Origin of the sequence: Falsiroseomonas sp. E2-1-a20 (genome assembly GCF_051433195.1) — a bacterium.
Classification (GTDB): Bacteria; Pseudomonadota; Alphaproteobacteria; order Acetobacterales; family Acetobacteraceae; genus Falsiroseomonas.
In genome coordinates this window covers 106,730-130,263 of the sequence record NZ_JBHMFT010000007.1, presented here as the reverse complement: position 1 = coordinate 130,263, position 23,534 = coordinate 106,730, and the positions used below count along the sequence as shown (strand labels likewise).

20 protein-coding genes are annotated in these 23,534 nt (G+C 70.8%); 11 read left to right on the top strand and 9 right to left on the bottom strand.

The annotated features are described in order from the left end of the window. Positions 1 to 54: 54 nt before the first annotated feature. Positions 55 to 627 carry a DUF924 family protein gene (locus ACFHPP_RS11225; protein ID WP_437163354.1) on the bottom strand — a complete coding sequence of 191 codons (573 nt, stop codon included), beginning with the start codon at positions 625 to 627 and terminating at the stop codon, positions 55 to 57. Continuing rightward, on the bottom strand, positions 624 to 3,539 hold the full coding sequence (locus ACFHPP_RS11220) for an FAD-binding and (Fe-S)-binding domain-containing protein (protein WP_437163353.1): 2,916 nt from the start codon (positions 3,537 to 3,539) through the stop codon (positions 624 to 626). The genes ACFHPP_RS11225 and ACFHPP_RS11220 overlap by 4 nt, the downstream gene beginning before the upstream one ends. A gap of 144 nt (positions 3,540 to 3,683) precedes the next feature. On the opposite strand from ACFHPP_RS11220, the gene ACFHPP_RS11215 reads away from it, so the two are divergent. From ACFHPP_RS11215 to ACFHPP_RS11200, 4 genes are all read left to right on the top strand, one after another. Then, complete coding sequence (locus tag ACFHPP_RS11215; RefSeq protein WP_437163352.1) at positions 3,684 to 4,868, top strand: pyridoxal-phosphate-dependent aminotransferase family protein; 1,185 nt, start codon at positions 3,684 to 3,686, stop codon at positions 4,866 to 4,868. A gap of 153 nt (positions 4,869 to 5,021) precedes the next feature. After that, positions 5,022 to 6,095, top strand: a complete 1,074-nt coding sequence (locus ACFHPP_RS11210) for an SMP-30/gluconolactonase/LRE family protein (RefSeq protein ID WP_437163351.1) — start codon at positions 5,022 to 5,024, stop codon at positions 6,093 to 6,095. Between the two features lie 77 nt (positions 6,096 to 6,172). Then, positions 6,173 to 6,871, top strand: a complete 699-nt coding sequence (locus tag ACFHPP_RS11205) for a glutathione S-transferase family protein (protein WP_437163350.1) — start codon at positions 6,173 to 6,175, stop codon at positions 6,869 to 6,871. A 1-nt stretch (position 6,872) separates the two neighbouring features. Further along, positions 6,873 to 7,517 carry a VOC family protein gene (locus tag ACFHPP_RS11200; RefSeq protein ID WP_437163349.1) on the top strand — a complete coding sequence of 215 codons (645 nt, stop codon included), beginning with the start codon at positions 6,873 to 6,875 and terminating at the stop codon, positions 7,515 to 7,517. Between the two features lie 84 nt (positions 7,518 to 7,601). Here ACFHPP_RS11200 and ACFHPP_RS11195 read toward each other — a convergent pair whose 3' ends face one another. Continuing rightward, positions 7,602 to 8,219, bottom strand: coding sequence for a class I SAM-dependent methyltransferase (locus ACFHPP_RS11195; RefSeq protein ID WP_437163348.1), 618 nt, complete (start codon positions 8,217 to 8,219; stop codon positions 7,602 to 7,604). Positions 8,220 to 8,346: 127 nt separating this feature from the next. Here ACFHPP_RS11195 and ACFHPP_RS11190 point away from each other — a divergent pair, with 127 nt between their 5' ends. Beyond that, positions 8,347 to 9,747, top strand: coding sequence for a PleD family two-component system response regulator (locus tag ACFHPP_RS11190; RefSeq protein ID WP_430668997.1), 1,401 nt, complete (start codon positions 8,347 to 8,349; stop codon positions 9,745 to 9,747). Positions 9,748 to 9,827: 80 nt separating this feature from the next. On the opposite strand, the gene rpmG is transcribed toward ACFHPP_RS11190, so the two are convergent. Both rpmG and ACFHPP_RS11180 read right to left on the bottom strand, forming a co-directional pair. Further along, positions 9,828 to 10,001, bottom strand: a complete 174-nt coding sequence (rpmG, locus tag ACFHPP_RS11185) for a 50S ribosomal protein L33 (RefSeq protein WP_168033295.1) — start codon at positions 9,999 to 10,001, stop codon at positions 9,828 to 9,830. Between the two features lie 139 nt (positions 10,002 to 10,140). Continuing rightward, the gene (locus ACFHPP_RS11180) at positions 10,141 to 11,211 is read right to left on the bottom strand and encodes a Bug family tripartite tricarboxylate transporter substrate binding protein (protein WP_437163347.1); all 1,071 of its coding nucleotides are present in this window, start codon (positions 11,209 to 11,211) and stop codon (positions 10,141 to 10,143) included. On the opposite strand from ACFHPP_RS11180, the gene pyrC reads away from it, so the two are divergent. From pyrC to ACFHPP_RS11150, 6 genes are all read left to right on the top strand, one after another. Then, positions 11,210 to 12,478: a dihydroorotase gene (pyrC, locus tag ACFHPP_RS11175; protein WP_437163346.1), complete on the top strand. Its 1,269-nt coding sequence runs from the start codon at positions 11,210 to 11,212 to the stop codon at positions 12,476 to 12,478. The two genes, ACFHPP_RS11180 and pyrC, sit on opposite strands and share 2 nt — an antisense overlap. Next, positions 12,475 to 13,068, top strand: a complete 594-nt coding sequence (gene plsY / locus ACFHPP_RS11170; RefSeq protein ID WP_437163345.1) for a glycerol-3-phosphate 1-O-acyltransferase PlsY — start codon at positions 12,475 to 12,477, stop codon at positions 13,066 to 13,068. The genes pyrC and plsY overlap by 4 nt, the downstream gene beginning before the upstream one ends. A gap of 103 nt (positions 13,069 to 13,171) precedes the next feature. Next, positions 13,172 to 14,281, top strand: a complete 1,110-nt coding sequence (gene dprA, locus ACFHPP_RS11165) for a DNA-processing protein DprA (protein WP_437163344.1) — start codon at positions 13,172 to 13,174, stop codon at positions 14,279 to 14,281. Positions 14,282 to 14,322: 41 nt separating this feature from the next. Continuing rightward, on the top strand, positions 14,323 to 17,076 hold the full coding sequence (gene topA, locus ACFHPP_RS11160) for a type I DNA topoisomerase (protein WP_437163343.1): 2,754 nt from the start codon (positions 14,323 to 14,325) through the stop codon (positions 17,074 to 17,076). 1 nt (position 17,077) lies between these two features. Next, positions 17,078 to 19,291, top strand: a complete 2,214-nt coding sequence (gene rnr / locus ACFHPP_RS11155) for a ribonuclease R (RefSeq protein WP_437163342.1) — start codon at positions 17,078 to 17,080, stop codon at positions 19,289 to 19,291. Between the two features lie 47 nt (positions 19,292 to 19,338). Further along, positions 19,339 to 20,769 carry a S41 family peptidase gene (locus tag ACFHPP_RS11150; protein WP_437163341.1) on the top strand — a complete coding sequence of 477 codons (1,431 nt, stop codon included), beginning with the start codon at positions 19,339 to 19,341 and terminating at the stop codon, positions 20,767 to 20,769. A 104-nt stretch (positions 20,770 to 20,873) separates the two neighbouring features. On the opposite strand, the gene ACFHPP_RS11145 is transcribed toward ACFHPP_RS11150, so the two are convergent. The 4 genes from ACFHPP_RS11145 to ruvX form a co-directional block, all read right to left on the bottom strand. Next, complete coding sequence (locus tag ACFHPP_RS11145; RefSeq protein WP_437163340.1) at positions 20,874 to 21,812, bottom strand: aspartate carbamoyltransferase catalytic subunit; 939 nt, start codon at positions 21,810 to 21,812, stop codon at positions 20,874 to 20,876. A 68-nt stretch (positions 21,813 to 21,880) separates the two neighbouring features. Beyond that, positions 21,881 to 22,489 (bottom strand): hypothetical protein, encoded by a 609-nt coding sequence (locus tag ACFHPP_RS11140; protein WP_437163339.1) that lies wholly within the window; start codon positions 22,487 to 22,489, stop codon positions 21,881 to 21,883. A 138-nt stretch (positions 22,490 to 22,627) separates the two neighbouring features. Further along, a complete protein-coding gene (locus tag ACFHPP_RS11135) occupies positions 22,628 to 22,987 on the bottom strand; it encodes a hypothetical protein (protein ID WP_437163338.1) in 360 nt (119 codons plus the stop codon). Between the two features lie 42 nt (positions 22,988 to 23,029). Then, positions 23,030 to 23,521, bottom strand: coding sequence for a Holliday junction resolvase RuvX (ruvX, locus tag ACFHPP_RS11130; protein WP_437163337.1), 492 nt, complete (start codon positions 23,519 to 23,521; stop codon positions 23,030 to 23,032). Positions 23,522 to 23,534 lie beyond the last annotated feature (13 nt).

The window sequence follows — 23,534 nt, the reverse complement described above, 5'->3', positions numbered from 1 at the left end:
AACATGGCGCAACAGGCGCAGGGACGGAACAGGAAATTGTCGCAGAAGTTGAGGCTAGAACCCGCCGCCGGCCGCGAGCCAGGCACGTTCCGCCGGCGTGCTCTCCCGCCCCAGGGCGGCATTGCGGTGCGGGAAGCGGCCGAAGCGCTGGATCACCACGCGGTGCCGCCACGCATAGTCGATGGCGCCATCCGGCGCGGCCATGGCGGGGGTGTCCCGCAGACCCTCGAACAGGGCGACGGACAGGTCCTGGTCCGGCAGGTCCTCGCCATGTTCGAAGGGCAGGTACAGGAACATGCGCTGTACCGGGTGCAGGCCACGGTCCAGGCCGCGCGCCAGCACCACGTCGCGCCCGATGGCGCGGGCGTGGGCGTCGCTGGCGAAGGCCTCGGCGCTGCCGCGGTGCAGGTTGCGCGGGAACTGGTCGAGCACCAGCAGCAGCGCCAGCGCGCCCTCCGCCGTCGCCGCCCAGCCATCCAGGGCTCCGTCGCGCGCGGGGGCCACCAGATCGGCGAAGCCGTCGCGGATGCTGGCGTCGAAGGCGTCGTCCTTGACGAACCAGGCCTTGCGGAAGGTGGCGGGGCCTTCGGCGAACCAGAAGGCCAGGACATCGTCGGGAGTGGTCATGCGAGGGCCATATCCAGGATGCGGATGGAATGCAGCGCCGGCCGCTTGGCCAGGTCGGCGATCTGGTGGCGGCAGGATGTGCCGTCGGCCACGATCAGCGCGGTGGGCGCCGTGCGCCGGATATGCGGCAGCAGCGACAATTCCGCCATGGCGATCGAGGTCGGCAATTTTTCCGCATCGTAGCCGAAGGCGCCGGCCATGCCGCAGCAGGACGATGCGATGGGCGTCACCTTCAGCCCCGGGATGCGCGTCAGCGTCGCCACCGCCGCCGGGAAGTCGCCGACCGCCTTCTGGTGGCAATGGCCGTGGATATGCGCCTCCGCGCCGATCTCCTTCAGCTTCAGCGGCGCCTTCGTCTTCGCCAGCCACTCGGACACCAGCATCGCCCGCCCCGCCAGCCTCTCGGCCGCCTCGCCCGGCAGCATGGACAGGAACTCGTCGCGGAGCGTCAGCAGGCAGGAGGGTTCCAGGCCGAGCACCGGGCTCTCGAACGGCGCCAGGGCTTCCAGGGTGCGGCGGGCCTCGGCGCGGGCTTCCTCGACCATGCCGGCGGCGAGGTAGGTGCGGCCCTCATCCAGCGGGCGTGATCCCGTGCGCGGTCGGGCCACCGCCGGATCGGCGCCGGCGGCGCGGAGTACGCGGATGGCAGCGCGTAGATTCTCCGGCTCGAAGTAGCGGTTGAACAGGTCGGGCAGCAGGATGACCTCGCTTGCCCTGCCATCCGGTGCGCGCAGTTCCGCATCCCGGAAAGCGTCGCCGCGGAAGCGGGGCAGGGTGCGGCCGGCGGCGAGGCCCGTCAGGCCCTGCGTCAGCTTCGCCGCGCCGGGGATCATGTCGCGCAGGTTGAACAGCGCCGGCGCGCGGGCGGCGAGCGGCGCCCAGCGCGGCATGGTGGCGATCAACCTGTCCTTCAGCGCCACGCCACGGGCGCGGCCGCGGGCATGCGCGGCCTCGATCTTCATCTTCGCCATGTCGACGCCGGTCGGGCATTCGCGCTTGCAGGCCTTGCAGCCGACGCAGAGCGCCAGCGCCGCCGCGACCTCGTCGGAGGCCAGCCCGTCCTCGCCAAGCTGCCCGGTCAGCGCCAGCCGCAGCGTGTTGGCGCGGCCGCGCGTGAGGTGCTGTTCCTGCCGCGTGGCGCGGTAGGAGGGGCACATGCTGCCGGCGTCGAACTTCCGGCAGATGCCGTTGTTGTTGCACATCTCGACGGCGCCCAGCAGGCCGCCTTGCGGACCGGGCCAGGCGGACCAGTCGAGCGCCGGCGTCACCTTCGGATCCGCCGCGTAGTCCGGCCCGTAGCGGAACAGCGTGCGGTCATCCATGCGCGGCGGATGCACGATGCGGTTCGGGTTCAGCAGCCCGTGCGGCAGCGCATCCGAGCCCGGGTCGAAGGCGTCCTTCACCTGTTCGAAGGCGCGCGCGATGCGGGCGCCGAACATCGGTTCGTTGAACTCCGACCGCACGATGCCATCGCCATGCTCGCCGGAATGGCTGCCCTTGTATTCGCGCACGAGCGCGAAGCATTCCTCGGCGATGGCGCGCATCTTCGTCACGTCCTCGCCGGACTTCATGTTGAGCACCGGCCGCACATGCAGGCAGCCGACGCTGGCATGGGCGTACCAGGTGCCCTTGGTGCCATATCGCGCAAACACGTCGTTCAGACGCTCGGTGTAGTCGGCAAGGTCGTCGAGTCCGACGGCGCAATCCTCGATGAAGGACACCGGCTTCCCGTCGCCCTTCATGCTCATCATGATGTTCAGCCCGGCCTCGCGCACCTCCGCCACGCGCGCCTGGAAGCCGGCATCGGTGATGCGCACGACCTGGCCCGGCAGGCCGAGGTCGCCCATCATCTCTGTCAGTCGATCGAGTTGCACCAGCAGCGCGGCGTCGTCATGGCCGTGGAATTCGACGATCAGCAGGCTGTCCGGCTCGCCGATCAGGATCTGGTCGATGGTGTCGCGGTAGATCGGGATCGACCGGCCGAGGTCGATCATGGTGCGATCCACCAGTTCCACCGCCTCCGGGTCCAGCGTCACCAGGTGGCGGGAGGCCTCCATGGCGCGGCGGAAGGACGGGAACTGGCAGATGCCCAGCACCTTGCGCGGCTTGATCGGCCACAGCTTCAGGTCGAGCGCGGCGGAAAACGCCAGCGTGCCCTCGCTGCCCACCAGCAGCCGCGCCAGGCTGCCGCGGCCGTGCTGGCGGCCATCCGGCGTCAGCGCATCCAGGTTGTAGCCGCCGACGCGGCGAAGCTGCTCCGGGAAGCGCGCCGCGATTTCCTCCGCCTCCCGCGCCCCGATCGCGCGCAGCTTCGCCACCAGGTCGGCGACGCCGCCCGGGACGTCCGGGCCGAGGTTGTCCGGCAACTCGGCGAAGTTGAAGCGCGTGCCATCGGCCAGGATGGCGTCGATGGCCCGGACGTTGTCTGCCATCAGCCCGTAGCGGATGGATTTCGAGCCACAGGAATTGTTGCCCGCCATGCCGCCGATGGTGCAGCGCGCCCAGGTCGAGGGATCGACCGGGAAGAATTTTCCGGAGGGCTTCAGCGCCTCGTTCAGCGCGCCGAGCGTGATGCCCGGCTCGACGCGCGCCGTGTCACCCTCAACAGACAGGACGCGGCGCAGATGCGGGGTGCAGTCGATCACCAGGCCGCTGTTCACCGTCTGGCCGCACTGGCTGGTGCCGGCCCCGCGCGCCAGCACCGGCACGCCTTCCTCCCGGCAGATCGCCATGGCAGCCGCGACATCCGCCGTGGCTCGCGGCACCAGCACGCCCACCGGCATCATCTGGTAGATCGAGGCATCCGTCGCATAGCGCCCGCGGTCGCCGGCGGAGAACAGCACCTCGCCCGAGGTCTCGCGCCGCAGCCGGTCCGCCAGGCGGCTGGTTCCGATGTCGCGGCTGGCGTTCATGCTGGTTCCCTCATCCTTGCGGGCTGCTTAGCGCGCCGCCCTGCAAATGTCCGATCTATAAGTCTCATCAATCCTACAAGGCTTACTCATTGGCAGCCGGCCTGGGTGGAGGCTAGGTAGCGGCAACCGAGGAGGATCGCCGCCATGGCCTATTTCCAGTCCAAGCCCAATTCCGGCCGCCATTTCCTGCAGATCCCCGGCCCCTCCAACGTGCCGGACCGCATCCTGCGCGCCATGGACCACCCGACCATGGACCATCGCGGCCCGGATTTCGGCAAGTTCGGCGCCCAGGTTCTGGAGAAGGTCCGGAAGGTCTTCAAGACGGACAGCCATGTGGTGATCTTCCCGGCCTCCGGCACCGGCGCCTGGGAGGCCGCCCTGGTCAACACCCTGTCCCCCGGCGACCGCGTGGTGATGTGCGAGACCGGCTGGTTCGCGCATCTGTGGAACGAGATGGCGGAACGCCTCGGCATCGTCGCCGACTTCGTCAAGACCGACTGGCGCCGCGGTGCCGATGTGGCGGCGATCGAGCAGAAGCTGCGGGATGACAAGTCGCACGCCATCAAGGCGATCTGCGTCGTGCACAACGAGACCAGCACCGGCGCCACGTCCCGCATCGACGAGGTGCGCCGCGCCATCGATGCCGCCGGCCACCCGGCGCTGCTGCTGGTCGATACCATTTCCGGCCTGGCGTCCATGGACTACCGCCACGATGAGTGGGGCGTGGATGTCACCGTCTCCGGCAGCCAGAAGGGCCTGATGCTGCCGCCGGGCCTGTCCTTCAACGCCATCTCCGCCAAGGCGATCAAGGCCAGCGAGCAGGCAAGACTGACGCGCAGCTTCTGGGACTGGAAGCCGATGCTGGCCTCCAACGCCACCGGCTACTTCCCCTACACGCCGGCCACCAACATGCTCTACGCGCTGGATACCGCCATCGACATGCTGCTGGAGGAAGGCCTCGACAACGTCTTCGCCCGGCACGACCGCATGGCGGAAGCCACCCGCCGCACCGTCCGCCATTGGGGGCTGGAGGTGCAGTGCCAGGACCCGCGGCATTATTCCTCCGTGCTGACGGCGGTGCGCCTGCCGGAAGGCCACAGCGCCAATGCGCTGCGCGCCACCATCCTTGAGAAGTTCAACATGTCGCTCGGCAACGGCCTCGGCCAGTTGAACGACCGGGTGTTCCGCATCGGCCACCTGGGCGACATCAGCCCGTTGCAACTGGTCGGCGCGCTGGGCGGCGTGGAGATGGGGCTGCGCGCGGCCGGCGTGCCGCACCAGGCCGGCGGCGTGCAGGTGGCGATGGAGTATCTCGGCGGGAACGCCTGACCGAAAGCCCTCTCCCCCGAACGGGGGAGAGGGTCGGGTGAGGGGGGCCGCGCCCCGCATCACGCCTTCGGCAGAATACACGCCGCGGTTGCATCCGCCGCGGCGCCTCGTGCCATCCTCCGCCCGCCCGTTCGGGCCAACGGAGGAAACCGCATGCAGAACGTCCCCTCGCGCCGCGCCCTGCTCGGCGCGGCCGCCGCCCTTGCCGCAAGCCCCGCCGCCGCCCAGCGCCAGTTCGGTCCCGGTGCCCCGCCGCAGCGCTACCCCGACCCGGACATCGTCGCCATCGACCCGCAGCGCTTCGGCGCAAAGCTGGGCAATTCCGCCATCACCCGGCTGCACACCGGGATGGGGTGGGCCGAGGGGCCGGCCTGGCACGCAACCGGCCGCTTCCTGATCTGGTCCGACATCCCGAACGACGAATGCCTGCGCATGGTCGAGGAGGATTGGACCACGCATCGCCGCTTCCGCAGCCCCTCCGGCTATTCCAACGGCAACACCTTCGACCGCGAGGGCCGCCAGATCGCCTTCCGCCACTTCCACCGCGACGTGGTGCGCTATGAGCCCGATGGCCGCCTCACGGTGCTGGCCGCCCGGGGCCCCGATGGCCCCTTCAACGCGCCGAATGATGGCGTGGTGCACCCGGAGGACGGCGCGCTGTGGTTCACCGACCCCGGCTATGGCGGGCTGATGGACTACGAGGGCAACCGCGTGCCCGAATCCGCGCAATCGCCGCGCCCCTTCATCAAGGAGGCGATCTACCGGATCGACGCGCAATCCGGCCAGGTGGCGAAGGTGGCGGATGACGTGGTGAAGCCGAACGGGCTGTGCTTCTCGCCCGACTACCGCACACTGTACGTCGCCGACACCGGCCGCAGCCACTACCCCGGCACGCGCAGCCAGATCTGGGCCTACGACGTCAACGGCGACCGCCTCAGCAACCCGCGGACCTTCGCCGAGATGACGCTGGACGGGAAGACCGGCATGGTCGACGGGCTGCGCTGCGACGAGGCCGGCAATGTCTGGGGCGCCATGGGCTGGGTCGGGGAGGGCTATGACGGCGTGCATGTCTTCGCGCCCAACGGCGACCGCATCGGCCAGATCCGCCTGCCCGAGATCTGCGCCAATATCTGCTTCGGCGGCACCAGGCGGAACCGGCTGTTCATGTGCGCCAGCCAGTCGATCTACATGGTGCCGGTCGAAACCCGCGGCGCGCATTTCTGCTGAACGGAGGGGCAGGCGGGCCGCTTGCCAGCCCGGGTGACGCGGCCCACCCTGCCCATCACCGATCCCCGGAGTGCCGCATGACGATCGAGGTCTGGACCTGGCCGACGCCGAATGGCCACAAGGTGCATATCGCCCTGGAAGAACTGGGCCTGCCCTACAGGGTGGTGCCGGTGAACATCGGCGCCGGCGAGCAGTTCCGGCCGGAGTTCCTGGCCATCACGCCGAACCACCGCATCCCCGCCATCGTCGACCCGGATGGCCCCGGCGGGCAGCGCCTGACCCTGTTCGAGTCCGGCGCCATCCTGATCTACCTGGCGGAGAAGACCGGCCGGCTGCTGCCGGCGGATCCGGCGGGACGCTACCGCGCGTTGGAATGGCTGATGTTCCAGATGGGCGGCGTCGGCCCGATGTTCGGCCAGTACGGCCACTTCCACACCTATGCCCCGGAGCAGATCCCCTACGCCCAGGACCGCTACGCGAAGGAGGTCGGCCGCCTGCACCGGGTGCTCGACAAGCGCCTGTCCGAGGTTTCCTTCCTGGCCGGGGAGGCGTATTCGATCGCCGACATCGCCACCTTCCCCTGGATCCGCAATCCGGAGCGGCGGAAAATCGACCTGGCGGACTACCCCCATGTGAAGCGCTGGCACGACGCCATCGCCGCGCGTCCCGCCGTGCAGCGCGGCTGCGCCGTGCTGGCGGAAAACCAGCGGGTCGGCGGCATGTCGGACCAGGAACGCGAAGTGCTTTTCGGCAACACCCAATTCCAGGCGCGCTGACATGGCAGAGATCGACCACATCGTCATCGGCGCCCGTACGCTGGAGGAAGGCGCGGACTACATCGAGGCGCAGCTCGGCGTGCGCCCAACCCCTGGTGGCAGCCACCCCGGCATCGGCACGCACAACATGCTGCTCGGCCTGGGGCCGGACCGGTACCTGGAGGTCATCGCGCCCGACCCGGACCAGCCCGCCCCGCCGCATCCCCGGCCCTTCGACCTCGACGATGCCGGGGTGGCGATGATGCTGGAGGCCGGGCCGCATCTGCTGGCCTGGGTCGCCCGCACCCCGGTACTGGATGCGGTGGCCGCCCGGCTGGGCGCCAGCCAGGCCGGGGAGGTGCGGGCCTGGTCCCGCGGCGACCTGAAGTGGCGCATGGCCTTCCCGCCGCAGAACCAGGACATGCGCAATCTGATCCCGCCGCTGATCCAGTGGGAGGACGGCAAGGGCGCCGCGCCGCGCCTGAAGGAGTCCGGCTGCCGGCTGCTGGCGCTGGAGGCCGAGCATCCGGATGCGGACCAGCTTCGCCAGGCGCTTGGCCAGCGCGGGCTGGAGGAGGCGCTGAAGCTGCGTCGCAGTGGCCATCCGCGCCTGGTGGCGCGGATCAGCCGCCCGGACGGCTCGGAGGTTGCCCTCAGCAGCGGTTGAATCCGCTGCCTCTCCGTCACATGAACCGTAAACTTACGTCTGCGAGTGACGTCTGGCTTGCGTCAGGCGTTGCGGCGCGGCGAACTACCGGGCAGGCTGGTAACGCCAGACGCTGGCCGGTGGGAAGTTGAGGGGGGTCCAGACCTCCCGCTTCGCGCTGAGGCCAAGCGCACGATAGGGCAGCGGCGAGGTAATGCAGTAGGTGTACAGGAGAAATCCCTTGCCGGGGGCCACGGCCTCGACCGCCGCGATGAACCGCTGCTGGTCCGCCCGGGGCAGCATCACCAGGGGAATGCCGCAGATCGCGGTGCCGACCTTGCCATGCATCGATTCGGGCAGCGCCTTCGCCAGTTCGAAGGCATCGCCGCAGATCACGTTCACGCCCGGCAGCGCGGCGCGCAGGTGGTCGGCCATGTCGCGCACGATCTCCACCACCACCAGCTTCTCCGCCGGCACGCCGGCGGCGAGCAGGGCGCGGGAGATGACGCCGGTTCCGGCGCCGAGCTCCACCACCACCTCGTCCTCCTTCCGCTGCACCAGGGCCGCGATGCGCCGGCACAGGGTGTCGGAGGACGGGATGATGGACCCCATCTGCAACGGGTTGGCGAGCCAGCGCTTGAAGAACAGGCCGGCATTGGCGACCTGGCGATGCTCGCCCGGCGACGCATCGGGGGCCGCGTCGCTTCTCGTGATGTCTGACACAGATTTCTCCTTGACAGATTTGTGACCGTATGCATCAGGCCAACGAAATGCGTGTAGCCGGAATGCCGCCGCCTCGCCAGGGTAGTGCTTGCCGCGCCGCCATGGCCGCGTCCGGACCCTGCGCGCGATGACCGCCCGTATCCTCGTCGTCGACGATATCGCAGCGAACCTCCGGCTGCTGGAGATCAAGCTGCTGAACGAGTACTACGAGGTGGCGATCGCCGCCTCGGGGCCGGAGGCGCTGACGACCGTGCAACGCTGGATGCCGGACGTCGTTCTTCTCGATGTCATGATGCCCGGCATGGATGGCTACGAGGTCTGCCGCCGGCTGAAGGCGCAGCACAGCACGGCGCACATCCCGGTGGTGATGATCACGGCGCTGACCGACCCGGCGGAGCGCGTTCGCGGGCTGGAGGCCGGGGCGGACGACTTCCTGTCGAAGCCGGTGGACGATGCCACGCTGTTCGCCCGCCTGCGGGCGCTGCTGCGGATGAAGCAGGTGCTGGACGCCTGGCGGCTGCGGGCCGAGACCGCCCGCGACCTGGGCTTCGAGCCGCCGCCCGGCCCGTCCCCCAGCGTCGCCGGCGCCCGCGCCCTGATCGTGAACGAGGACGCGGCGGAGGCCGAGGCGCTGGGCCTGGTGCTGGCGGCCGATGGGATCGAGGTGGCGCATTGCGCCGACCCGTCCGAATCCTGGGACATCCTGCAGGACGGGTTGCACGACGTGGTGCTGCTGAGCCTGTCGCTGGATGGCGGCGATGCGCTGCGCCTTGCATCGCGGCTGCGCGCCCATGCGGCGACGCGGGACGTGCCGGTGCTGCTGGTCGCCGATCATGGCCAGAAGGGCCTGGTGCTGCGCGGCTTCGACCTCGGCGCCAACGACCACGTCATCCGCCCGGTCGACCCCAACGAGCTGCGCGCCCGCGTCCGCAACCAGATCCGCCGCAAGCGCTACCAGGAACGCCTGCGCGCCGACCTCGACCGCAGCCTGGAGATGGCGGTGACGGACCCGCTGACCGGGTTGCGCAACCGCCGCTACGTCCGCCGCCACCTGGAAGGCGTGCTGCGCAATTCCGGCGCCGCGGTGCTGCTGATGGATGTGGACAAGTTCAAGGCCGTCAACGACACCCACGGCCACGCCGCCGGCGACCTGGTGCTGCGGGAGGTGGCGGAGCGCGTCCGCGGGCATCTGCGCGCCGCCGATGTGGTGGCGCGCTACGGCGGGGAGGAATTCCTGGTGGTGATGTCCGGCGCCGCGACGGAGGACGGGATGCTGGTGGCGGAACGCCTGCGCGCGGCCATCGCCAATGTGCCGATGGTGGCGGAGGGCGTTTCGATGAACGTCACCATGAGCATCGGCGTCGCCGCAGGCGGCATCGGCGCGCAGGCGGATGACGTGGTGAGTGCGGCCGACGCGGCGCTGTATCGCGGCAAGAACAACGGCCGCAACCGGGTGGAAGCCGCCGAGCCGTCGGACTGGCCGCCTTCCGCCGACCAGGGCAAGGCCGCGACGCGCGTGGCCCGCTGAAACGGCGAAAGGCCGCGCCGGACGCAGGGTCCGGCGCGGCCTTCAGGCCGTGGCGCGGGGGGGCGCTGCCCCCGGCGGACTTACTTGATCTTCGACTCGCGGAACAGCACGTGCTTCCGGGCGACCGGGTCGTACTTCTTCATCTCGAGCTTGCCGGTCGCGTTCCGGGTGTTCTTCTTCGTCACGTAGAAATAGCCCGTGGACGGCTCCGCCGTGCTCACCAGCTTGATCAGGATGGTATTGGCCTTGGCCATCGGGCGGGTTCCAGCTCAGAAAACGGTTGCGGGCGGACTTTGCGGACCACTCGGCACGAAGGACGCGTTGTAGTCCGGCGGCGGCCCAGGTCAAGAGGCTGGGTCAAGAGGCCGGGTCAAGGTGCCAGGCCAGGGGCCATCAATCCGCGGTGGCTCCGCTGGCCCGTACCAGCGGCACCCATTCGGCCAGCTCGCGCTTCAGGAAGGCGGCGAATGCCTCGGGGCTGCCCTCCGCGATCGGCGGCAGGTCCTGTTCGGCCAGCCGCGCCGCGGTCGCCGGTTCCAGCAGCGCGGTCCGCACCGCCTGGTTCATCCGCGCCACGATCGGCGCCGGGGTGCCGGCCGGCGCGAACAGGCCGAACCAGGAATAGGCCTTGTAGCCGGGCAGCCCGGCCTCCGCTGCCGTCGGCACCTCCGGCATCAGGCCGGAGCGCGCCGCCGTCGCCACCGCCAGGCAGCGCAGGCGGCCGGCGGCGTGGTGCGGGGCGATCAGCGCCGGCGTGTCGAAGCAGAGGGAAACCTGGCCGGCCAGCATGTCCGTCAGCATCGGCGCGCTGCCGCGATAGGGCACATGCGTCGCCTCCGCCCCGATGGCGTTGAGGAAGGCGACCGCGCCGATATGCGCCGACCCGCCGGCGCCGCCGGTGCCATAGGCGGTGCGGCCGGGATTGGCCTTCAGCAGGGCGATCAGCCCGGCCAGGTCGGTGACGCCGAGGGAGGGGTGCACGGTGATGCAGATCGGCACCATCACGGTGGGAGCCACCGCGACGAAGTCACGTTCCGGGTCGTAGGGCAGGCGGGCGCCGTACAGCCCCACCGCCAGGACATGGGTGGAGATCGTGCCCATCAGGAACACGCTGCCATCCTTCGGACCCTTGGCCACCGCATCCGAGCCGATGGTGCCGCCGGCGCCGCCGCGATTCTCGATCACCACCGATTGCCCGAGGACCTGCTGAATGCCCGGCGCCAGCAGCCGGGTCGAGACATCCGTGCTGCCGCCGGCGGCGAAGGGCACCACGATGCGCACCGGCCGCGTCGGCCACTCCGCCTGCGCATGCGCGGCGAGCGGCAGCAGGGTTGCGGGGAGGGCGAGGGCGGTGCGGCGGGAAATCATGGCGGCCTCATGCGGCAGGTGCGGCGCGACCATAGGCCCGGCGGCGTGCGGCAGGCCATGGCGGGACTCGGGCTTGCCGTTATAACGGCGATCCATGCGCGATCTCCTCCTCCTCAATTCCCGCCTGCTCGACCCCGCGACCGGGCTGGATGCGCCCGGCGCGCTGCTGGTGCGGGACGGCCGCATCCACGACCACGGCCAGAACCTCGGCACGCCGGAGGGGGCGGAGGTGCTCGACCTGGAGGGTGCCTGCCTCGCCCCCGGCCTGGTCGACCTGCGCGCTGCCTTGGGCGAGCCTGGCGGCGAACACCGGGAGACCATTGCTTCCGCCGCCCTGGCCGCGGCGGCGGGCGGCATCACCACGCTCTGCGCCCTGCCGGATACCAGCCCGGCCATCGACGACCCGGCGCTGGTGTCCTTCCTGGCACGCCAGGCCGGCGCCAGCCTGACCATCCTGCCCTATGGCGCGGCGACGCGCGGGTGCCTGGGCAAGGATCTGGCCGAATTCGGCCTGCTGCGGGAGGCGGGCGCGGTCGCCTTCACCGATGGCCGTCGCGCCATCGGCCCCGCACGGCTGATGCGGCTCGCGCTGTCCTACGCCCGCGCCTTCGGCAGCTTCATCGTGCAGCATCCGGAGGAGGCCTCGCTCGCCGCCGGCGGCGCCGCGACGGAAGGCGAGCGCGCCACGCGCATGGGCCTGCCGGGCATCCCGCCCGCCGCCGAATGCATGATGGTGGAGCGCGACATCGGCCTCGCGCGGCTGTCCGGTGGCCATGTCCACTTCGCCCATGTCAGCACCGGCGCGGCGCTGGAGGCGATCCGGCGCGCCAAGGCGGAGGGCCTGCGTGTCACCTGCGACACCGCGCCGCCCTATTTCGATCTGAACGAGACGGCGATCGGCGAATACCGCACCTACGCCAAGCTGTCCCCGCCGCTGCGGGCGGAGGCGGACCGGCTGGCGGTGGTGGCGGCGCTGGCGGATGGCACCGTCGATGCCGTCGCCTCCGACCACCAGCCGCACGACGCCGACGACAAGCGCCTGCCCTTCGCCCAGGCGGAGCCGGGCGGCGCCGGGCTGGCAACGCTGCTGGCGGTGACCCTGGCGCAGGTGCATGGCGGCCGGCTGCCGCTGCTGGCCGCCATCGGCCTGATGACGGACCGGCCCGCGAAGCTGCTCGGCATCGAGGCCGGACGCCTGCGCAAGGGCGCGCCGGCCGACCTGGTGCTGTTCAGCCTGGAGCGCGGCTGGCAGGTGATCTCGGGGAAGCTGCCGGGCAAGGCGCAGAACACGCCCTTCGACGGGCGTGCGCTGGAGGGCCGCGCGCTCGGCACCTGGAAGGCCGGCCAGCGGGTGTTCGGGTGACCACGCCCCTGATCCTCGCGGCCGCGCTGGGCTACCTGCTCGGCTCGGTGCCCTATGGGCTGCTGCTGACCCGGGCGGCGGGCCTCGGCGATGTCCGCGCCATCGGCTCCGGCAGCATCGGCGCCACCAACGTGCTGCGCACCGGCAACCGCAAGCTGGCGGCGGCGACGCTGGTGCTGGATGCGGCCAAGGGCGCGGTGGCGCTGCTGCTGGCCCGCTGGATCTGGGGCGAGGATGCCGCGCTGGTCGCCGGCTTCGCCGCGCTGCTGGGGCACACTTTCCCCGTTTGGCTCGGCTTCAAGGGCGGCAAGGGCGTGGCCACCGGCGCGGGCGTGATCCTGGCGGCGCAGCCCGGCCTCGGGCTGCTGCTGCTGGGCGTCTGGCTCGCCATGGCGGCGCTGACCCGCATCTCATCGGCCAGTGCGCTGACCGTCTGCGCGCTGGCGCCGGTGGTGGCGGCGCTGTCGGGGGATTGGCGGCTCGCGGGGTTCTGCCTGGGCGTCGCGCTGCTGATCGCCATCCGCCACCACGCCAATATCCGCCGGCTGATCGCGGGGACCGAGCCAAGGATCGGACGCAAATCGCCATGACGGCGGTCCGCGGCCCGTTGCACGGGCTCAGCGTCCGGCACGGGCCCCCTCACCCAACCCTCTCCCCCCCAGGGGGGGAGAGGGCTTCTTCGCAGATGGCTGGATGACACCCGCCGAGGCCCTGGCGCGGCTGCGCCTGTCGCGCACCGAAGGCATCGGCCCGGCCAATTTCCGCCGCCTGGTCCAGCGCCATGGCAGCGCCGCCGCCGCGCTCGCCGCGCTGCCCGGCCACGCCGCCCGCAGCGGCCGCGCCTTCACCGCGCCGCCGCTGGCCGAAGCCGAGCGCGAGATGCAGGCGGTGGCGCGCATGGGCGGTGACTTCCTGTTCCTCGACAGCCCCGGCTACCCGCCGCTGCTGGCGCTGCTGGAGGACCCACCGCCGGTGCTCGCCGTGCTCGGCGATGCCGGCGTGCTGAAGCGGCGCCAGGTCGGCGTGGTCGGGGCCCGCGCGGCCTCCGCGGCCGGGCGACGGCTGGCGGAGGAGTTGGCGGCGGGGCTGTGTACCGCCGGCATCGCCGTGACCTCCGGCCTTGCCCGCGGCATCGACACGGCCGCGCACCAAGGCGCGCTCGGCGCCCAGGGCCGCACCATCGCCGTGGTCGCCGGCGGGCTGGACGTGCCCTATCCGGCCGAGAACACGGCCTTGCAGGCCCGGATCGCGGCGGAGGGCGGCGTCGTGGTCAGCGAGGCGCCACTCGGCACCGCGCCCATGGCCCGGCACTTTCCCCGCCGCAACCGCATCGTCGCCGGGCTGGTGCTGGGGCTGGTGGTGGTGGAGGCAGCGCCACGCTCCGGCAGCCTGATCACCGCGCGCCTGGCGCTGGAGGCGGGGCGGGAGCTGTTCGCGGTGCCGGGCAACCCGATGGACCCGCGCGCCCGCGGTGGCAATGATTTGATCAGACAGGGTGCGCATTTGACCGAAGGTGCGGAGGATGTGCTGGCCAACCTGCCGGCCCAGCCGCTCGACCTTCCCCTGTTCTCGATGCGCCCGGAGTTCCGGAACACTGCCGAGAGCCCGTCGGAGGCACCGCCACCGGCGGAATCCGCGGGACAATTGCTCGAGTTGATTGGCACGGTCCCGGTTGCCGTTGACGATCTGGTCCGCCGCTGCCAGCTATCTGCGCCATCCGTCCAGGCGATCCTGCTTGACCTGGAGTTGTCGGGGCTGGTGGAAACCCTGCCCGGCAACAGGGTGGTGCGGTCCGTGACCTGACCGTCCGAGCACCCGAAGCGCGTGAAGGCGAGCCGACAGAAATGACCGATGTCGTCGTGGTCGAAAGCCCGGCCAAGGCCAAGACCATCAACAAGTACCTGGGCGGCGACTTCACCGTCCTCGCCTCCTTCGGCCATGTCCGGGACCTTCCCGCCAAGGACGGCAGCGTCCGGCCGGAGGAAGACTTCGCCATGGACTGGGAGGCGGATGAGCGGGGCGACCGGCAGATCACCGCCATCGCCAAGTCGCTGAAGGGCGCCCGCCGCCTGTACCTCGCCACCGACCCGGACCGGGAAGGAGAGGCGATTTCCTGGCATGTGAAGGACATGCTGGCCCGCCGCGGCGTCCTGAAGGGCGTCGAGGTGCACCGCATCACCTTCAACGAGATCACCAAGCGCGCCGTGCAATATGCGGTGGCGCATCCGCGCGAGCTCGACGCGCCGCTGATCGATGCCTACCTGGCCCGCCGCGCGCTGGACTACCTGGTGGGCTTCAACCTTTCGCCCGTGCTGTGGCGCAAGCTGCCCGGCAGCCGTTCCGCCGGCCGCGTGCAGTCCGTCGCGCTGCGGCTGATCTGCGAGCGGGAAGCCGAGATCGAGGCGTTCCGGGCGCGGGAATATTGGACCGTGGAGGGGCGCTTCGCCACGCCGGCCGGCGCGCCCTTCACTGCCCGGCTGACGCACCATGATGGCCGAAAACTCGAACAGTTCGACCTGCCGAACGAGGCCATCGCCATGGCCGCCAAGGCGGCGGTCGAGGCGGGCCAGTTCAGCGTCGCCAGTGTCGAGAAGCGGCGCACCCGGCGAAATCCGCCGCCGCCCTTCACCACCTCGACGCTCCAGATGGAAGCCTCGCGCAAGCTGGGCATGGGCGCGCAGGCTGCGATGCGGGTGGCGCAGCAGCTTTATGAGGGTGCCGATATCGGCGGCGAATCCGTCGGCCTCATCACCTATATGCGGACCGACGGCGTGCAGATGGCGCGCGAGGCGATGTTCGCCATCCGCGACCATGTGAAGGAGGCCTTCGGCCCGGACTACGTGCCGGGCGCGCCGCGCGAGTATTCCTCCAAGGCGAAGAACGCGCAGGAAGCGCATGAGGCGATCCGGCCGACCGACGTCACCCGGACGCCGGAGCAGGTGGCCCGCTTCCTCGATGAGCGGCAGCGCCGCCTGTACGAGCTGATCTGGAAGCGCGCCGTCGCGAGCCAGATGCAATCCGCCGAGCTGGACCAGACGGCGGTGGAGCTGGTGGAGCCCTCCGGCCGCACGAAGCTGCGCGCCACCGGCTCCGTCATCGCCTTCGACGGCTTCCTCCGCCTGTACCGGGAGGATGAGGACGACCGCGCGGCGGATGCGCGTGCGGGCATCGCGACGGCCGGGCCCGAGCCGGATGACGACAGCCGGACGCTGCCGCCGATGCGCGAGAAGGATCCGGTGAAGACCGGCGCCGTCGCCGCCAACCAGCACTTCACCCAGCCGCCGCCGCGCTATTCCGAGGCGACGCTGGTGAAGCGGATGGAGGAACTCGGCATCGGCCGGCCGTCCACCTATGCCTCGATCCTGCAGGTGTTGCAGGACCGCGACTATGTGAAGATCGACAAGCGCCGGCTGGTGCCGGAAGACCGGGGGCGGCTGGTGACGGCCTTCCTGATGTCCTTCTTCGAGCGCTACGTGGACACCGGCTTCACGGCGGGCCTGGAAGAAAAGCTGGACGACATCTCAGGCGGCCGGGCCGACTGGCGCGCCGTGATGCGCGCCTTCTGGGAGGAGTTCTCCAAGGCCATCTCGGCCACCAGCGAGTTGACGATCTCGGACGTGATCGACGCGCTGGACGAGGATCTCGGCCCGCACTTCTTTCCCGCCCGCGCCGATGGCGTGGACCCGCGCGGCTGCCCGGCCTGTTCCGGCGGGCGGCTCGGGCTGCGGCTGGGGCGGACAGGCGCCTTCATCGGCTGCTCGAACTATCCCGAATGCCGCTACACGCGGCCTCTGGTGGCGCCAGGCGCCGAGGCGGAGGGTGCGGCCGGGTTCAACGAAGGCCAGCGCGACCTGGGCGCGGACCCGGCGACCGGCCAGGCCATCAGCCTGCGCCGCGGGCCCTACGGCTTGTATGTGCAACTCGGCGAGGAAACGCTGGACGCCAAGGGCAAGAAGGTGAAGCCGCGGCGGGCCAGCCTGGCCAAGGGCATGGACCCCGAGGGCCTGACGCTGGACCGGGCGCTCGCCCTGCTGTCGCTGCCGCGAATCGTTGGCGTGCATCCGGAGACGCATGAGGAGATCACGGCCGCGATCGGGCGCTTCGGTCCGTATCTGAAGATGGGCCAGTTGTTCAAGTCGCTGGACCCGGATGACGATGTTCTGGTGGTCGGCCTCAATCGGGCGGTGGCGCTGCTGGCCGATGTGAAGCCGCGCGGCCGGGCGCTGGGCGATCATCCCAGCGGCGGCAATGTCGATGTGCGGCGCGGGCGCTTCGGGCCCTTCGTCATGCATGGCAGCCGCGTTGCCTCCATGCCGAAGACCATGGATTTCGACACGGTGACGCTGGACGAGGCGGTGAAGCTGCTGGCGGAGAAGGGCAAGGAATTGCCGCCGCTGAACAAGGGCAGGAAGGGCGCCAAGGCGAAGGCGCCGGCCCGCAAGGCGGCGGCGAAGCCGGCGGGCGACGATGCGCCAGCGAAGCCGGTCGCGAAGAAGCCAGCCGCCAAGAAGGCGGTGGCGAAGAAGCCGGCGGCCAAGAAGGCGGCGCCGAAGAAGGCCCCGGCGAAGAAGCCGGCCGCCAAGAAGGCCGCGGGCTGAGATGCCGCGGCGCGGTCCCCCGCTCAAGGGCCACGCCGCGCGCAGGAAGCCGGCGGTGCCGAAGCCCGCCACCGGCGCGGCGCCGGCGTCATTGCCGACGCTGGTGCAGTTGCGCGAATTCCTCCGCGACGCGCCCGGCCGGGTCGGCAAGACCGAGATCTCCCGGCATTTCGGCCTGTCCACCGACCAGCGCCCGGCGCTGCGGGCGTTGCTGCGCGGCCTGAAGGATGCGGGCCAGGCGGCGCCGGACCGCCTGCCGGACATGGCCCCGGTCGAGATGACCGGAACCGATGCGGATGGCGACCCGATCGCCCGGCCGCTGTCCTGGGACCGCGCCCTCGGCCCGCCGCCGGCCATCTTCATGCAGCGCGAGGCGGCCGGCCAGCCGGCGCTGGCACCGGGCGAGCGTGTGCTGGCGCGGCTGAAGTACATCGGCGGCAACAAGTATGAGGGCCGCACCTTCAAGCGGCTGACCCGGGAAACTCCGGCCCGTATCCTCGGCGTGTTCGAGGAAGGCCGAATCATCCCGACCGACCGGCGCCAGAAGGCGGATTGGCGGGTGCCGCTGGACCAGCTGGGCGGCGCGAGGCCCGGCGACATCGTGCTGGCCGAGCCGCTGCCTTCTCATCACGCCCTCGGCCCGCGCCCGGCCCGGATCATCGAGGTGCTGGGCCGCATGGGGGAGGCACGCTCCGTCTCCCTCATCTGCATCCACGCCCACGGCATCCCGGACGTCTTCCCGGCCGAGGCGCTGGAGGAAGCCGAGGCGGCGAAGGGCGTGACGAAGCGCGGGCGGGAGGACCTGTCCGGGATTCCGCTGGTGACCATCGACGGCGAGGACGCGCGGGACTTCGACGACGCCGTCTGGGCCGAGCCGGAGGAGGATGGCTGGCGCTGCCTGGTCGCCATCGCCGATGTCGCGCATTACGTCAGGCCGGACAGCGCGCTGGACCGCGAGGCCTGGGCGCGCGGCAATTCCGTGTACTTTCCTGACCGGGTCGTGCCGATGCTGCCGGAGGCGCTGTCCAATGGCTGGTGCAGCCTGCGCCCGAACGAACCGCGCGGCTGCCTGTTCTGCGAATTCCACATCGACCGCGCCGGCCGCAAATCCAGGCACCGCTTCGGCCGCGGCCTGATGCGGTCCGCGGCGCGCCTCACCTACGAACAGGTCCAGGCGGCGAAGGACGAGGCCAAGGTGCCGGAAGGCGTTCCGGCCGACCTGCTCGGCCACCTCTACGACGCCTTCGAGGCGCTGCTGGCCGACCGCGCCCGGCGCGGCACGCTGGAGCTGGATGTGCCGGAACGCCGGGTGCTGCTGGACGAAGAAAGCCAGGTCCAGGCCGTGGTGCCGCGGGCCCGGCTCGATTCGCACCGGCTGATCGAGGAATTCATGGTCGCCGCCAATGTCTGCGCGGCGGAGGAGCTGGAACGGCTCAGCCAGCCCTGCATGTACCGGGTGCATGACCGCCCCTCCGACGCCAAGCTGGAAGGGCTGCGGCAGTTCCTGGAAAGCCTCGGCCTGAAGCTGCCGGCGCGGGACCGCATCCATCCCAGGGATTTCGGCGGCATCCTGGCGGCGGTGCAGGACAAGCCGGAGGAACGGCTGGTGCATGAGGCCGTGCTGCGCGGCCAGTCGCAGGCCGAATACAGCCCGGACAATATCGGCCACTTCGGCTTGGCCCTGGCACGCTATGCGCATTTCACCAGCCCGATCCGGCGTTACTCGGACCTGCTGGTACACCGTGCCCTGATCGGCGGACTGGAACTGGGCCGGGATGGCCTGGCGGCGGCCGAGACGGCCCGGTTTCCGGACACCGCCGAGCACATCACCCAGACCGAACGCCGGGCCGCCATGGCGGAGCGCGACGCGGTGGACCGGTACCTTGCTGCTTTCATGGCAACACGTGTCGGAGAAGTTTTTGATGCGCGGGTTTCCGGGGTGACACGCTACGGCCTGTTCGTCACCCTGCCGGAGAACGGCGCCAGCGGAATTGTCCCGCTCGCGAGTTTGCCGGACGACAAATGGCAGTTGGACGAGGCCGGGCATACGATGTCCGGCCGCAGCACAGGTCTGACCTTTTCGCTCGGCCAAGCGGTCGAGGCGAGGCTGTCCGAGGCGACGCCGCGCACCGGGGGCATGGTGTTCTCGCTGATGCAGGGCGACCCACGGGCTCGTGGTGGCACGCGGTCCGCCAGGGTTTCGCGGCGGCGCTGATCGCCTTCGCCGGCGCGGCCTCGGCGCAGGAGGCGGGGCCGGGCGGGTTGGGAGAGGTTCTGCGCCCCAGCCACGGCCTGATCCTGGAGCGCCACCTGGAGGATGCCAGCCCGACCAACATGGTGCTGTGGTCGCTGCGCGGGCTGGCCGTGCTCGATCCCCGGCTCAACGCGGAAATCCGCACCGACCGCATCCTGCTGCTGAACGACGACCGGGTGCTGGCCACCGCCGCCCTGGCGCCGCTGCAGCAACCGGGGCCTCCGGACCGGCGCGGCACGGCGGTGGCCAGCCTGCTGGAGCAGTTCTACGCCGCCGCCTGGCGCGCCTCCCCGGCGATCCGGCGGGCCGGGTCGGAACGGCTGCTGGCCTCAGGCTTCGACGAATTGTTCAACCACCTCGACCCCTACAGCCGCTACGTCACGGCCGAGGAAGCGCGCGGGCTGCGGGAACGCCGCGTCGGCCAATCCGGCCTCGGCCTGCGGGTGGCCGCGCAGCGCAACACGCTCGCCATCGTCGCCGTCACGCCGGATGGCCCCGCGGCGCTGGCCGGCATCCGGGTGGGGGATCGCCTGCTGGCGGTGGACGGTCGGGCGCTCGGCCCGCGCGATCCCGGGCTGGCGGCACGGCTGCTGGAGGGGGCTGAAGGGTCGGAGGTGACGCTGACCCTGTCCCGCGCCGGCCGCCGCCGCACCGTGACCCTGCTGCGGGAGGTGGTGGTGCCGGAGACGGTGACGGCGGAACGGCGTGGCGAGATCCTGTTCATCAGGCTCACCGGCTTCTCCGCCGTCACCGACCGCCGGCTGACGCAGGTGCTGCGCGATGATTTCGCCGAGCGCCCGCCGCGCGGCGTGGTGCTGGATCTGCGCGGCAACCGGGGCGGGCTGCTGAGCCAGGCGGTGGCGGTGGCGGATGCTTTCCTGGTCTCCGGCGTGGTGATGCGGACGGAGGGCCGGCACCCGGATGCCAACCGGCGCTACCTCGCCGGCGGGCAGGACCTGGCGGAGGGCCGGCCGGTGGTGGTGCTGGTGGATGGCCGCAGCGCGTCCTCGGCCGAGATCGTCGCCGCGGCCCTGGCCGGGTCCGGGCGGGCCGCGGTGGTGGGCAGCGCGACGCAGGGCAAGGGGCTGATCCAGGTGGTGGCGCAACTGCCGAACGGGGCGGAGCTGATGGTCACCTGGTCCCGCGTGCTGGCACCGGCGGGCTGGCCGATCCAGGGCCTCGGCGTGCTGCCGGCGCTGTGCACCAGCCTGGGGCCGGAGGCGATGGCGCAAGGGCTGGCGCAGTTGCGGGCCGGGGAAGCGCCGATGGCCGTGGCCCTGTCCCGCCAGCGCGTGGCGCGGGCGCCGGTGCTGGCGAGCGAAGTGGCGGCGCTGCGCAACGCCTGCCCGCCGGCGGAGGGGCGGGAGGATGACCTGGTGGCGGCGCGGGCGCTGATCGAGACGCCGGCGGCCTATGCGCGGGCGGTGCGGGGACCGTAGCGGCGGAACCCTCTCCGCCCGCAGGGGGGAGAGGGCAGGGTGAGGGGGGGGAGCGCCGTATATGGAGCGCGTTAACCGACCTAAGCGAGCCTCTTTGCAGCCCGCTACATGTTCCGCCGCTGGTTGCGAGCCAGCACGTCCAGCACCGCCATCCGGCAGGCCACGCCCATCTCCACCTGCTCGCCGATCACGCTGCGCACCGGGTCGTCGGCGATGGCGCTGTCGATCTCGACGCCGCGGTTCATCGGGCCGGGGTGCATGACGATGGCATCCGGCTTGGCGAAGGCCAGCTTTTCCGCGTCCAGGCCGTAGAAGCGGAAGAACTCGCGCGAGGACGGCACGAGGCCGGAGGTCATGCGTTCCTTCTGCAGGCGCAGCATCATCACCACGTCGGCGTCGGCCAGGCCCCGCTTCATGTCATGATGCACCTCCACCCCCAGCCGCGCCGCCTCCGACGGAATGAGGGTGGGGGGGCCTACGATGCGCACGCGGGAGTTCATCGCCAGCAGCAGGTGGATGTTGGACCGCGCCACGCGGGAATGCAGCACGTCGCCGCAGATGGCGACGGTCAGCCCCTCCAGGCTACCCTTGCGGCGGCGGATGGTCAGCGCGTCCAGCAGCGCCTGGGTCGGGTGTTCATGCGTGCCGTCGCCGGCGTTGATGACGGCGGCATCGACCTTCTGGGCCAGCAGGGCCGGGGCGCCGGACTGGCCGTGGCGGATCACCAGCAGGTCGGTGTGCATGGCGTTCAGCGTGGCGGCGGTATCCAGCAGCGTCTCGCCCTTGTTCACCGAGCTGGTTGAGACGGACATGTTGACGATGTCGGCGCCCAGCCGCTTGCCGGCGAGTTCGAAGCTGGTGCGGGTGCGGGTGCTGTCCTCGAAGAACAGGTTGATCAGCGTGCGGCCCTTGAGCAGGTCGCGCTGGGTTTTCCCCTGGCGGTTCAGCAGGGCGTAGTTTTCCGCCAGATCCAGCAGATCGGCGATGTAGGGGGGCTCGAGGCCCTCGATGGCGAGCAGGTGCCGATGGGGGTAGGGGAGCATGACGGTCGGGATAGCAGGAAAGCCTGGGGGGCGAAACGGCCGCCGCGAGGCCTGTGTTCAGCTTCCGGTCACGCCGCCTCATTCAACAGGCTGCCCGGTGGCGGGTTGGTGAGCAAAGCCAGGGCGGCGGAGGCGTCGGCGGTGGCGCGGACATCGAGCTGGTTGCGGAGCTGGGCGAGGATGGCGAGCGCCTTGCCGGCATCGGATTGCCAGCGCCCGCCGGCTTCCTTCAGTTGCAGGCCGGTTTCGCTGTCGAGGCGCATGGCCATGCCGCGGCCGGAGGCTTCCAGGGTGAAGGTGCCGAGGGCGTAGGTGCCGTCCTCCTTCTCGGTGAAGACCTCCCCGGTGATGCGGACCTGCGCGCCCAGGCGTTCGGGGATGCCTTGCAGGATGGTGGGGGCGTTGGTGAGGATTCGTTGTGCTCTGGCTTCGAAAAAGTCAGCCATTCGATTGCCATCTACCTCGCCACGAGTTCTGACAAACTCATCTCGCACGCGATCCTTGATGATGAGATGGCCCTGTGCACCGACGATGTTGCCCAGGTCCATCGCCACGCTCTCGAGACGTCCCAGCGTGTCCTCTGCCATATCTTTCGCGCTGCCCCAGACCTCATGCGCGCCGGTGCCGTAGTCGGCTTCCAGCTTTGGCGCTGCGGGCGTGGACAGGCGTTGCTGCAAGGCGGCAAGGCCGGTGGCTGAAATGGTGGACATGATGGCATTCCTTCGCCGGCCCGGATGGGTCTTCCACCCGTCCGGGCCATCTTGCTGGGCAGGGCGCCGTCTTGGCGTGGCGTGATGATCCCCGACTTCTGGCGACTAAAGGATGAAGTCGCTCGTCGTCAGCGTCAGGGTGCCGCTCAGCCGCACCACAAGGTCCGCCACGGCATCGCCATCGATATCGGCCAGGACCAGCGTATTGCCGGCGCCATCGCCTTCATGGCGAAGCTGGCCGACAGCGCCGGTGAAGGCGCCGGTGCCGAGATCGGTGAAGGCCTGGTTGCCGGCGGTCAGCGGATCGGCATCGATTCCGCCGAGATCGATGAGGTCGGCCTCCGCCTGGCTGAAATCCGTGATGAGGTCGGTGGCGGTCGCGGGGGCCCGACATCGCCTGAAACCCTCGCCATCCGGTAAATGCCCTCTGGCATCGCCCCGTTCCGGAAGCGCTGCCGAGGCCACATCAGTGCAATGCCGGATGGAATGGTTAAGATTATTTATCGTTCACCGCCGCGTCTCAATCGCCCCTTCGTCCTGCCGCGCGGAGGCATCCAGGGCGGCCTGGAGCATATAGGCCGCCGCCGCCGCATCAACCGCCTTCGCGCGCTTGGCGCGGGTCAGGTCCGCCTCGATCATCATGCGATTGACGGCCGCGGAGGACAGCCGCTCGTCCCACAACGCCAGCGGCAGGCCGGTGGCCGCGGCGATGGCCATGGCCCAGTCCTTCGCCGCCTGCGCCGCCGGGCCGAAGCTGCCATCCATGGACAGCGGCAGCCCCGCCACCAGCCCGCCGGCGCCTTCCTTCCGCGCGATGGCGCTAATTTCCGCCGCATTGGCGGCCAGCTTGCCGCGCGGGATGGCCTTGTAGGGGGAAGCCAGCATCAGCGAGACGTCGGACAGCGCGACGCCGATGATCCGCGCGCCGGGATCGAGCCCGATCAGCCGGGCGTGGCGGGGCAGGCCGGCGCGCAGGTCGCGCATGTTGATGACGGGCATGGGGGCCGTTATG

Bases quoted from the DNA above. Each gene is read 5' to 3' on its own strand.
- ACFHPP_RS11225 (WP_437163354.1), bottom strand. From the start codon at position 627: ATGACCACTCCCGACGATGTCCTGGCCTTCTGGTTCGCCGAAGGCCCC.
- ACFHPP_RS11220 (WP_437163353.1), bottom strand. From the start codon at position 3,539: ATGAACGCCAGCCGCGACATCGGAACCAGCCGCCTGGCGGACCGGCTG.
- ACFHPP_RS11215 (WP_437163352.1), top strand. From the start codon at position 3,684: ATGGCCTATTTCCAGTCCAAGCCCAATTCCGGCCGCCATTTCCTGCAG.
- ACFHPP_RS11210 (WP_437163351.1), top strand. From the start codon at position 5,022: ATGCAGAACGTCCCCTCGCGCCGCGCCCTGCTCGGCGCGGCCGCCGCC.
- ACFHPP_RS11205 (WP_437163350.1), top strand. From the start codon at position 6,173: ATGACGATCGAGGTCTGGACCTGGCCGACGCCGAATGGCCACAAGGTG.
- ACFHPP_RS11200 (WP_437163349.1), top strand. From the start codon at position 6,873: ATGGCAGAGATCGACCACATCGTCATCGGCGCCCGTACGCTGGAGGAA.
- ACFHPP_RS11190 (WP_430668997.1), top strand. From the start codon at position 8,347: ATGACCGCCCGTATCCTCGTCGTCGACGATATCGCAGCGAACCTCCGG.
- rpmG (WP_168033295.1), bottom strand. From the start codon at position 10,001: ATGGCCAAGGCCAATACCATCCTGATCAAGCTGGTGAGCACGGCGGAG.
- pyrC (WP_437163346.1), top strand. From the start codon at position 11,210: ATGCGCGATCTCCTCCTCCTCAATTCCCGCCTGCTCGACCCCGCGACC.
- ACFHPP_RS11180 (WP_437163347.1), bottom strand. From the start codon at position 11,211: ATGGATCGCCGTTATAACGGCAAGCCCGAGTCCCGCCATGGCCTGCCG.
- dprA (WP_437163344.1), top strand. From the start codon at position 13,172: ATGACACCCGCCGAGGCCCTGGCGCGGCTGCGCCTGTCGCGCACCGAA.
- topA (WP_437163343.1), top strand. From the start codon at position 14,323: ATGACCGATGTCGTCGTGGTCGAAAGCCCGGCCAAGGCCAAGACCATC.
- rnr (WP_437163342.1), top strand. From the start codon at position 17,078: ATGCCGCGGCGCGGTCCCCCGCTCAAGGGCCACGCCGCGCGCAGGAAG.
- ACFHPP_RS11145 (WP_437163340.1), bottom strand. From the start codon at position 21,812: ATGCTCCCCTACCCCCATCGGCACCTGCTCGCCATCGAGGGCCTCGAG.
- ruvX (WP_437163337.1), bottom strand. From the start codon at position 23,521: ATGCCCGTCATCAACATGCGCGACCTGCGCGCCGGCCTGCCCCGCCAC.